The sequence below is a fragment of the Tannerella sp. genome (assembly GCF_052170195.1).
GTDB lineage: Bacteria > Bacteroidota > Bacteroidia > Bacteroidales > Tannerellaceae > Tannerella.
The window spans coordinates 1-10,980 of the sequence record NZ_JBQNAZ010000063.1; the positions used below are offsets into that span (position 1 = coordinate 1).

Sequence of the window (10,980 nt, forward strand, 5' to 3'; positions counted from 1 at the left end):
AAGGGCTTCGAGTAAGATGATTTTGTCTTTTTGAGTTTTACCGGACAGCAATAAATCTATATAATGTATGGGAACACAGAATTTTTATTGCGAATACTGCGGAAAGCCGTATCCGAGTGTACAACAACTGACGAACGGACTTTGTCCGCGTCATCCGGACGGGTCTAACCGGGGGAAGCACAAACTTTACGAAGGAGGAGAAAAGAAAAAATACACCTGCAAGCATTGCGGAAAGGAGTATCCCACCATCGCTGCGATGGTAATCGGTCCCTGCCCCCGCTATCCTAAAGGAAGCAATCACGGCAAACACGCCCCGGCGTTGTGAGAAAGGAGAAAGAAAAATAAATTTAATTTTAATGTGATGGACATAAAAAAACAAATCAGACAAACGTTTGTCAGTAAAGCAAGAGATTTAAAAAACGCATATCACAATGGCTTTGATATATTTTATTTCGATATCCCTGAAGAAACAAAAGGAGCTATCCGAAAGAACTTTCAATTATCTTTTGACGAAGATATTCTTTTCTTTAGAGACACTTCTTTTTGGTCTTCATCTAGTCAAGGAATGGTGATCACAACATCGGGTATACACTTGCTCCCTGAAAATAATTCGCCGGAAGAAATTTATGCTATCGGTTGGAGTGATATACTAAAGGTTGAATATAAAGATTTGAATATCTATATCTCTTATTATAACGGTGATCTTTTACCGTTGGAGATAAACTTTTTTTTCAAGAAAAACAATGTAGATCCCAAATATGCACAATATTTTGCAGATGTTCTGACTGAAATTGCATGTTTGTGTGAACCACAAGATCCAAGTGATGATATGCTCTCCAATATTTTGATGCTTATAGAAGAAGAAAAATTTTTGGAAGCGAACGCTGCTATAAATGAATATCACAAATTGTATGGTTATCAGAGGGCTCTGGGATGGGAGAAGGTGCAAATGGCTATCAAACAAGAAGATTTTTCCAAAGCGCAATATGAGTCAGAACGCTTATTACAAGCGATTGAAGAAGCTGATAATCCAGAAGCGTTTAATGAAGAGAAAAGTGGCGCCTTAAATGCCATCGGCTATATCTATCTACAGCAGGAAAATTATGCTGAAGCAAGGAGATACTATTTTAACTCCATTCAGTTTTCTCCTTATGAAGAAAGTAAAAATTTTAGGCATCAGAAATTTCAGGATATAGACAAAAAGTATAGTGAACATTTTGCAGAATTAGATTTTAATCAGAGAAAACTCTTACTACCGGTTAGCAAAATCAACAGCTTGGATTCTAAACAAATTGCTGTTATGAGGATGGATTTGTTAGGAGCGTTACAGTTTCCTATAGGACATCCCATTGCGGATCAATTGTATGTCGCCCATCCGTATATTTCAGGTCGCTATATCCCTTTTGAAGATTATGACCTGACTTTTCTCGAAGACCGATTAAGGGAGTTTTGTTGGCTTGCCCAATGTTTAGGAGCAACAGAGGTTACTATTGAAAGCGAAAAAGACAAATCTTTTGATAACAAAGTAAACACCAACTCGTCTCATTCCGGAAAAGCCAGCCATATTAAAGTATCTGTAGAAGGCTCTTATGAAAAGAATAGAGAAGATTCAAGATTTGAACAGCTTAGAAATAAGCTTTCTCTTAACCAGAAATTTAGTCCGAGCCAAAAACCGTTTGTGCCGGACGGATTAGTTTGGTACGAACATGAAGCCTCATGGAAACGATTAGCTACGCAGCGTTTACAGGGCGGCCTGCTTGAACATGTGGAAAGGATGGCCTCGAACAATCACGAAAGTGCGATGGTAAAAGCTTCCGATCTAGTCAGTCTGAAAGCGGAGTTTATGAAATTGACACAGATAGAAGGTCAATATAAGAAAGAAGTAGAAAGCTCTTTCAAGAAAAAAGAAAATATTTCTCTTCAAATCCATGTGACATTTGCTCCGATTAATCAATTGAACGGTACGAACCATAGCGAACCTGCACAACTGCCGGATCATCTAACGGAGAAAGAGAAAGAATATATAGAGGAATATAAAGAGTGCTATGTAAGCAATAACGGAGATTTTTCCGCAAAGGAAGTGAGACTTTTGGAAAGAATCCGAAAGAGTTTCGGGATATCTGATGATCGAGCAGCGGAATTAGAGAAAATGGTTTGTTCAGATACTATGCTTACAGAAGATGAACTTGAATATTTAGAAGAATATAAGCAGTGTATGGCTGAGGGAGAGATTACAGACAGCGAGCGGAGGCTGTTAAAAAAGATAAGAAATACATTGGGTATTTCTGAACAAAGAGCATTGGAAATAGAATCACTAATTAAAAACTGAAATAATATGGATTTAAATACTTTATCACCGTCGGCTCAAAGGGATTTACGCAATTTGGAAAGAATGTTCAAGCCTCAATTTGAGGAGATAGAATCTCAGAAGGAAAGAGAATTGTTTGATATCGAAAGACAATATCCTGTTCCTGTATTTACCGTAAAAGAACCGGTGAAACCCAATAAATCTTCTTTATTCTTGAAGATTATTATTCCGGCAATACTTATATTGATTCTTCTATTTATATTGCATTTAATCAGATTATTGCTGGGATTATTTATGACAATCTCTTGGGACACGTGGGAATGGGTGAAAAATGTATTTTATATAGGATCAGGTCTTTCTATCTTTGGATTTATTTATGATAAAATCAAAAACCAAATTACTCAAAGTAATTATAACGACCGGATGAATGACTATCATATCTCCATGCAAGCATTTGAGGAAGAGGTTGAACAACACCATCAGCAACAAGCCCAAAGAGTGGCAGAAATTGAAAGTAGATACAACGACTACTATGCTGAAATATATCAAGAATACGAATTACAACAAAATGCCATTATTTCAAAAATGCAGGAACGAAACAATAAGAATAGAAATATTGTATTTTAAACAAAGAAAAAACAACCATTATGAACACAGAAATTTCTTCTAAGCTATCGCTATATGATATTTTAGCGATGTTGATACCCCGGGCATTAATTATCTTTTGGGCAAGTAATGTAATTTTTGGAAATAATTTAACGATAGATGAAAATAGAATAAACCCTTGGATTGTTGGTGTATTCTTTACTGCCACAAGCTATTTAGTGGGGATTATTTATTGTAAGTTTATGGAATTGTTATGGAGGAAGTGTCTTATAATTTCGGCGTTACTTATTAGTCTGATAATTGTTATGTTATTTTCTGTAATAGTTAAAAAATGTTGGGTCTTATTGGTGGTTGTTGCTTTGTTTGTGATTGTTTTGTGTTTTTTGTTTTATTTTAAAAATAAGCAGTGTAGTCTGTCTGAACCAATAGAGATAAAGAAGAAAAGTCAAAGATGTCAGAAGATAGCTTCAAACTATAATAAAGACTTCTGTGATTACATGAAGCATTGCCCTAAAAAGATTCAGGAATACCTGTTTAGGAAGAGAATTTGTAATCTGTTTAAGCTAATAGAAAGAAACAATAGGAAGATGATAAGAGAAATATATGGCGAAGTGAAAAGAAAGATATTTCAAAACAAATATAATGACTTTTCTGATGAGAAGAAGAATTGTTGTTTGAAAATTCGGACTTTTTTTAAAAGAAACTTTCAGGAAGAGGGGTATCAAGGGAAAAAAGGATGTCTTGATCACTATTATGAAGCCTATGCTTTTGTGGCTAAAAATACTTATCGCAATGATGTTCATATATTAGAGAGTCAGTTTGCATTTTTAAGGAGTATGTTTGGGGTGGTACTGCTCTATGAGGTTATATGCTTACTCTCTTTATTGTTTGATTTATTGAAAGATAGATTCGAATGTGTCCCATCTGATGTTTTTAAATTTATTGAAAATTTCAACAGTCTTATGGGTGGTTTATTCCCTGGTGTTTCCGTGTGTCTGATTTCAATATTTCTTTTGATTTTACTTATTGCTATTCCTTTTGTTATGGCATGTATCCAAAAGAAAATTTATCATATCGTTTGGGAAGATTATGAATATCTCCGTAGGGTAAAAGATGATAAATAATTTCATTCTGCTCTTCTGCGGGTTTTCTGCGTAGCTTATACGTAATTTTGCGGTGTCGATAAGGACAAAATATAATAGATAAACGGATATAGATGACTGAAAAAGAACAAATAGTTACTGCGGAGAGCCGTTCGCTGCATAAGGTCGTGGCGGATTACAGTTATGCACTGGATCTGTTGGATCAGTACGACTACCACGAGATCGAGGTGGAGGCCGTGAGCGGTCCTCCTCGGTTTCGCGCCACATACAAGGGGGCGATGGAAGCCATCCATAGCCTGAAGGAACGGTTTGGGGGTAGCCCGCTGTTCGGTAACGAGAAAGACGGGTCGTTCCGAAGCTCTATCGGGCAGATTTATCAAACGTTCGATGGCCGGGAGCTTTACCCTTCGGCCGAAGAGAAGGCGGCCATGCTGCTCTATTTAGTGGTAAAGAACCATTCGTTCAGCGATGGCAACAAGCGTATTGCCGCGATGCTGTTTCTGTGGTTTATGTATCACAACGGCCTGCTCTACCGAACGGATGGCAGCAAGCGCATCGCGGACAACACATTAGTGGCGCTTACGCTGATGATTGCATGCAGTCCTGCCGAGGAGAAAGACCTGATGGTGCGGCTGACGGTCTGCCTGATCAATGCAAACAATGAATAACAAGTAATTTATCAATATAACGATCGTTCTATGGCAAAGCATCAATTCCGGAAATACATCTGGATCATCGACCGGCTCTACCGCACGGGAGGTATCACGTACAAAGAGCTGGCGGAAGCGTGGGAAAACTCTTCGCTGAACGACGACGGCCGGCCGTTGCCCAAGCGTACGTTCGACGATTACAAGCGGGCTATCGAAGAGACGTTCGACCTCAATATCATCTGCAACGCGAGTAACGGTTATACCTATCGCATTGAAAATACGGACGACATCAGCAAAGATCACATCAAAAGCTGGCTGTTGAGTTCGTTTGCGGTCAACAACATCATTCAGGAGAGTCGCAAGCTCAAAGCGCGTATCCTGTTTGAGCGCATCCCTTCGGGCAATGAATCGCTGATGAAAATCATTGAGGCGATGCAGACCGATAGACGCCTGCAGGTGACGTATCAAAGCTATCATTGTGATCATCCCAGAACCTTTCTGGCCGATCCGTACTGCGTGAAAGTGAGCCGGCAACGCTGGTACGTGGTGGTATGTGAGCCGGAGTGCCGGAAGATACGGACATACGCCTTAGACCGGATAAAACGGATAGAGCCGACGAACGATTCGTTCGTCTTCCCCGACACGTTTGATGCGAAAACGTATTTTGCTGATTCTTTTGGGATAATAGTTGATCCCGAGTTAGATGTGGAAACGATCCGTCTGAAAGTCTCCGAGGCGGGAAACAAACGCAAGTATTTCCGTTCGTTGCCGTTGCACACTTCGCAGAATGAGGTGGAACACTATCCGGAGTATTCCGTCTTCGAGTACCGGCTCTATCCGACGTACGATTTCTTTCAGGAAGTTCTCTCGCATGGCGCCCAAGTCGAGCTTCTCTCGCCCGAATGGGTACGAGGCGAACTCCGTTACATGGTCGAAGAAATGCACGCGCTGTACCGGAAAGGGTAGAAGTTGAATCATCAGATTGAAGTATTTGCCGTAAACCGACCGAATAATTCGACTTCTATTTTTTTATAATACGAAATGTTAGCATTTTATTTTCCCTAAGTCCGTTCTTACTTATCCTTTATATTGGTTCATCCGTCAAACGGATATGTAACATAGATAAAAGGGGTATATTTGAATAAACTAATTCTATGAGGCCAAAACAACCGGGAAACCACATTAAAATGTAATCATCTGATTGTCAATCATTATTTTGAGTACATTCTTTATCTTTGAGTATAATTCCCAAAATGCAATCATTTAAAAATTAGCAACTTGTATTTTTTTTCAAAATTTTTGATGCGGTTGCCCTACGTTGAACTCATGTTAATTAGAATGTTCGGAAGAGGGGGAAACTATTTTTTATACAAAGCTATTACGTAAATTGCATAAAAATACACAAAGGTATCGTTAACAATATACAATCTGCTGAGAACGAATAAGAAAAGTTTTTTGTCTCAATCAACATAGTCATTATTTTCTCCCTTATCGCTGAAAAATCAAGTGTCTTGGGCAGAATAAAAATTCAAAAAAAATACGATTTCGGAATATTTATTCGATAATATGCGTATATTTGCATCGAATTTTGGATATTTATTCATTATGAACATCAAACAAAAACGCTTGAACGCAATTGAGAACATCATTCGTTCGGAGATGATACGGAGTCAGGACGAGTTGCAGAGAGCCTTGAGCAACAAAGGTTTCGAGGTGACGCAGGGCACCCTCTCGCGCGATATCCGGAAGTTGAAAATCGTGAAAAGACACGACGGCGACAACCGGTATATCTACGTTTTGCCCGACGCGATACCGGCCGGCAAGCCTGCCGTTGAATTTTCGGGGCATCTGGCTGTGCTCAAAACGCCACCGGGCTATGCTATGGCCATTGCGTCGGATATCGACCGCATCGCGCCGGGCGAAATCCTTGCCACGATTGCCGGCGATGACACCATCCTCGTTATTCCACGCGATGGATACTCGAATAAGCAGGTGGCAAAAGCATTAGAACCGTTTTTAACCGGCCGTCAGGCCAATGAAACAGGAAAAAAATGACGAAAACAACAAAAAAACAAACGGACGAAGTGGAATTTGACGTGATGGTAGCGGACGAAAGTCATGAAAAATACGTTGATACCATCCTCGATACGATCGAAATCGCTGCTCGCAAACGCGGCTCGGGCATCGCAAGGCGTACACATGAGTACGTAGCTCAAAAAATGCGCGAAGGAAAGGTTATCATCGCACTGGCAGGCGATGAATTTGCAGGATTCAGCTACATCGAGTCGTGGGGAAACAAACAGTATGTGGCTACATCGGGATTGATCGTGGCCGACAAGTTCCGGAACCACGGGCTGGCCAAACGCATCAAACACGCGGCGTTTCAGCTGGCGCGGCTACGGTGGCCGAAGGCGAAACTCTTCAGTCTGACGTCGGGCAGCGCCGTCATGAAGATGAATACCGAATTGGGCTACGTGCCCGTCACATTCAGCGACCTGACGGACGATGAAGCGTTCTGGCGCGGCTGTAACGGCTGTGTCAACCACGATGTACTTACGCGCACGCAGCGTCAATACTGCATCTGCACCGCCATGCTCTTCGATCCCGAAGACCCGCGATGCCTCATGCTCGAAAAACTGAACAAGACATGGGCGAAACGGCGCAACAGCTCACGTTCCAAGCCTAAAGAAACAAAATCATAAACAACGCAATCATTCAAAACAGATGAAAAAGGAAATTAAAAATGCCGCCTCAACGACAGAGAGTGCGAAGAAGAAAGTTGTAGTCGCCTTCAGTGGCGGACTCGACACGTCGTTTACCGTTATGTACCTGGCACGTGAGAAAGGCTACGAAGTCTATGCGGCATGTGCCGACACGGGAGGCTTCAGCAAGGAGCAGCTCCGCAAAAACGAAGCCAACGCCTATCAACTCGGCGCCAAGGCATACGTTACGCTCGACGTTACGAAAGAATATTACGAGAAGAGTTTAAAATATATGATCTTCGGCAATGTTCTCCGTAACGGCACCTATCCCGTGTCCGTCTCGTCCGAGCGAATCTTTCAAGGCATGGCCATTGCGCGCTACGCCAACGAGATCGGGGCGCAAGCCATTGCTCACGGATCGACCGGCGCAGGCAATGATCAGGTGCGCTTCGACATGACGTTCCTCGTCATCTGCCCCGACGTTGAAATCATTACGCTTACGCGCGACATGAATCTGAGCCGGCAGTTTGAAATCGATTATCTGAACAAAAACGGTTTCAAAGCCGACTTCAAAAAACTCAAATATTCATATAACACAGGCATCTGGGGCACCTCGATCTGCGGAGGCGAAATCCTCGACCCGGCTCAGGGACTGCCCGAAACGGCTTATCTCAAGCAAGTGGAGAAAACCGGAAGCGAGCTGCTGAAGATCGAATTTAAGAAAGGTGAAATCATTGCAGTGAACGGTAAAAAATATACCGACAAGATCAAAGCCATTCTGGCGATCGAGAAAATCGGCGCCGCCTACGGGATCGGGCGCGACATGCACGTGGGCGATACCATCATCGGGATCAAAGGACGCGTGGGCTTCGAGGCTGCCGCCCCGATGCTGATTATCGGCGCACACCGCTTCCTCGAAAAATATACGCTCTCCAAGTGGCAGCAATACTGGAAAGATCAAGTGGCGAACTGGTACGGGATGTTTCTGCACGAGAGCCAGTATCTCGAACCCGTGATGCGCGATATCGAAGCGATGCTGACCGAAAGTCAGCGGAACGTGAACGGAACCGTTACGCTCGAACTGCGTCCTTACTCCTTCTCGACCGTCGGCGTCGAGTCGAAAGACGATTTGGTGAAGACGAAGTTCGGAGAATACGGAGAGACACAGAAAGGCTGGACGGCCGACGAGGCTAAAGGGTTCATCAAAGTCCTTTCCACGCCGTTGCGGGTCTATTATACGAACCATCAGGAAGAACGGGAGCTGATATGATCTGTGTGGGAATCATCGGCGGAGCAGGCTATACCGCCGGAGAGCTGATACGCCTGCTGCTACACCATCCGCAGGCAACGATTGCCTTCGCGCACTCGTCGAGCAACGCCGGCAATGCGCTGACCGACGTACATGCCGGACTCTATGGCGAAACAGACCTGCGCTTTACCGATCAAATGCCGTTCGATACCGTCGACGTGCTGTTTCTTTGCTCCGGACACGGCGAAAGCACGCGTTTTCTGCAATCGCACGATATTCCCGCGCGGGTCAAGATCATCGATTTGGCACAGGATTTCCGTCTGGCCTCGCCGGATCACGATTTTGTATACGGCCTGCCGGAAATAAACCGCGACGCACTCCGTCATGCGCACCATGTAGCCAATCCCGGCTGCTTCGCCACGTGTATCCAGCTCGCGCTGCTTCCTTTGGCAGCCCGCGGCCTGCTTTCCGGTTATGTGGCAGTGAATGCCATCACCGGCTCGACGGGAGCAGGCGTCAAACCTTCCGATACGACGCATTTCAGCTGGCGAAACGGCAACATCAGCATCTATCAGGCGTTCCGGCATCGCCATGTACCCGAAATCAAACAGTCGCTGCGGCAACTGCAACCCGCTTTTGCCGGCGATATCGAGTTCATCCCCTATCGGGGCGATTTTACACGAGGTATTTTCTGTACCGCCGTCGTCAGAACGGAAAAACCGTTCACGCAGGAAGAAACGGACAAGCTGTTTGCCGATTTTTATGCCGATGCCGCCTTTACGCACTATGTTCCGCATGCACCCGATCTGAAGCAGGCGGTTAACACGAACAAGGCACTGGTTCATGCCGACGCGTTCGACGACAAATGGCTCATCACGGCGGTTATCGACAACCTCCTCAAAGGCGCATCCGGACAGGCCGTTCAAAACATGAACCTGATGTTCGGTCTGGACGAAACAGCAGGCTTGCGGTTGAAACCCGTGGCATTTTAACCATCAAACATTCTAAAAACAAAGACAAAAGCATGAATCTTTTCGACGTATATCCGCTTTTCGACATCGCCATAACGAAAGGTGAAGGCTGCCGTATCCGGGACGAACAGGGCAACGACTATTTAGATCTGTACGGCGGGCATGCCGTGATCAGCATCGGGCACAGTCACCCGGTTTATACCGCTGCCATTGCCCGGCAAGTGCAAACGTTGGGGTTTTATTCAAATTCCGTCGTGAACAGGTTGCAACAATCCCTTGCCGCACGGTTGGGACTCGTATCGGGATACGATGATTACGCGCTCTTCCTGATCAACAGTGGCGCCGAAGCGAACGAAAACGCCCTCAAGCTCGCTTCGTTTCACAACGGGCGAAGACGGGTGCTCAGCGCAACAAAGTCGTTTCACGGGCGAACCTCGCTGGCTGTCGAAGTAACGGATAACGCAAAAATCACAGCGCCCGTCAATGTGAACGGACACGCTACCTTCGTGCCGCTGAACGATCTCGACGCGTGGCATGCCGAACTGGCCAAGGGCGATGTGTGCGCGTGCATCGTCGAATGTATTCAGGGCGTGGGAGGCATTCGTCCGGCCACACGCGAATTTATGCAGGGACTGCGCGAAGCGTGCGACGCATACGGCACCCTGCTTATCTGTGACGAGATACAATGCGGCTACGGGCGTTCAGGACGGTTCTTCGCGCATCAGCATCTCGGCGTCAAGCCCGATCTGATTACCGTCGGCAAAGGAATCGCCAACGGCTTCCCGATGGGCGCTCTGCTTATCTCTCCACGCTTCGAGGCTGTGCACGGGCAGTTAGGCACCACCTTCGGAGGGAATCACCTCGCGTGCGCCGGCGCTCTGGCCGTGCTCGACGTCATCGAACGGGAGAAGCTCATCGAAAATGCGGCCGCCGTCGGGCAATACCTGCTTGACGAACTCGGCCGACTCCCGCAAATCAAAGAAGTGCGCGGCAAAGGGCTGATGATCGGTCTCGAATTTGATTTCCCGATTCAAGAGCTGCGCAAGCGCCTCATCTACGAACAGCATGTATTTACCGGCTGCTCAGGTACGCATGTCCTGCGCCTGCTTCCTCCCCTCTCACTCTCGTTTTCCGAGGCAGACGAGTTTCTGCACAAGCTCCGAAGGGTGTTTGACAGTGGTCAGTAATCAGCGGTCAGCCCTGCAAATTTCCCTTTTTGAAGGGATAACACCCCTTTTCGCTGCGCTCTTCCCCCCTTTTGAAGGGGGGGGAGGGGGGGATGTCCCTCTGCGTTCGGATACCGTGTACCCGGCACAACATAATTCAATTGTTAATGGTCAATGACTTTGTTGCAACGTTATTGAAAAGTAGGGGTTATTGGTATATTTTTG

10 protein-coding genes and 1 pseudogene are annotated in these 10,980 nt (G+C 45.1%); all 11 read left to right on the forward strand.

Going from position 1 to position 10,980, the window contains the following annotated elements:
• Nucleotides 1-67 precede the first annotated feature (67 nt).
• The 11 genes and pseudogenes from ACTTKA_RS11375 to ACTTKA_RS11425 all read left to right on the forward strand — a co-directional run bounded on the left by ACTTKA_RS11375 (nt 68) and on the right by ACTTKA_RS11425 (nt 10,776).
• Nucleotides 68-325, forward strand: coding sequence for a hypothetical protein (locus ACTTKA_RS11375; protein ID WP_442725119.1), 258 nt, complete (start codon nt 68-70; stop codon nt 323-325).
• A gap of 36 nt (nt 326-361) precedes the next feature.
• Nucleotides 362-2,329: a tetratricopeptide repeat protein gene (locus ACTTKA_RS11380; RefSeq protein ID WP_385978549.1), complete on the forward strand. Its 1,968-nt coding sequence runs from the start codon at nt 362-364 to the stop codon at nt 2,327-2,329.
• A 6-nt stretch (nt 2,330-2,335) separates the two neighbouring features.
• The gene (locus ACTTKA_RS11385; protein WP_442725120.1) at nt 2,336-2,935 is read left to right on the forward strand and encodes a hypothetical protein; all 600 of its coding nucleotides are present in this window, start codon (nt 2,336-2,338) and stop codon (nt 2,933-2,935) included.
• A 20-nt stretch (nt 2,936-2,955) separates the two neighbouring features.
• Nucleotides 2,956-4,038, forward strand: coding sequence for a hypothetical protein (locus tag ACTTKA_RS11390; RefSeq protein ID WP_442725121.1), 1,083 nt, complete (start codon nt 2,956-2,958; stop codon nt 4,036-4,038).
• A 134-nt stretch (nt 4,039-4,172) separates the two neighbouring features.
• Nucleotides 4,173-4,685 (forward strand): annotated as a pseudogene (locus tag ACTTKA_RS11395) (type II toxin-antitoxin system death-on-curing family toxin); the annotation flags it as partial.
• Between the two features lie 30 nt (nt 4,686-4,715).
• Nucleotides 4,716-5,633 (forward strand): helix-turn-helix transcriptional regulator, encoded by a 918-nt coding sequence (locus ACTTKA_RS11400; RefSeq protein WP_442725122.1) that lies wholly within the window; start codon nt 4,716-4,718, stop codon nt 5,631-5,633.
• A 639-nt stretch (nt 5,634-6,272) separates the two neighbouring features.
• The gene (locus ACTTKA_RS11405) at nt 6,273-6,722 is read left to right on the forward strand and encodes an arginine repressor (protein ID WP_442725123.1); all 450 of its coding nucleotides are present in this window, start codon (nt 6,273-6,275) and stop codon (nt 6,720-6,722) included.
• Nucleotides 6,719-7,369 carry a GNAT family N-acetyltransferase gene (locus ACTTKA_RS11410; protein ID WP_442725124.1) on the forward strand — a complete coding sequence of 217 codons (651 nt, stop codon included), beginning with the start codon at nt 6,719-6,721 and terminating at the stop codon, nt 7,367-7,369. The genes ACTTKA_RS11405 and ACTTKA_RS11410 overlap by 4 nt, the downstream gene beginning before the upstream one ends.
• Before the next feature lie 22 nt (nt 7,370-7,391).
• Complete coding sequence (locus ACTTKA_RS11415) at nt 7,392-8,639, forward strand: argininosuccinate synthase (RefSeq protein ID WP_442725125.1); 1,248 nt, start codon at nt 7,392-7,394, stop codon at nt 8,637-8,639.
• Nucleotides 8,636-9,610 carry an N-acetyl-gamma-glutamyl-phosphate reductase gene (gene argC / locus ACTTKA_RS11420; protein ID WP_442725126.1) on the forward strand — a complete coding sequence of 325 codons (975 nt, stop codon included), beginning with the start codon at nt 8,636-8,638 and terminating at the stop codon, nt 9,608-9,610. Before ACTTKA_RS11415 ends, argC begins: the two co-directional genes overlap by 4 nt.
• A gap of 32 nt (nt 9,611-9,642) precedes the next feature.
• Entirely contained in the window at nt 9,643-10,776 is a 1,134-nt protein-coding gene (locus tag ACTTKA_RS11425; RefSeq protein WP_442725127.1) for an aspartate aminotransferase family protein, read from the forward strand.
• The last annotated feature ends 204 nt before the right edge of the window (nt 10,777-10,980 follow it).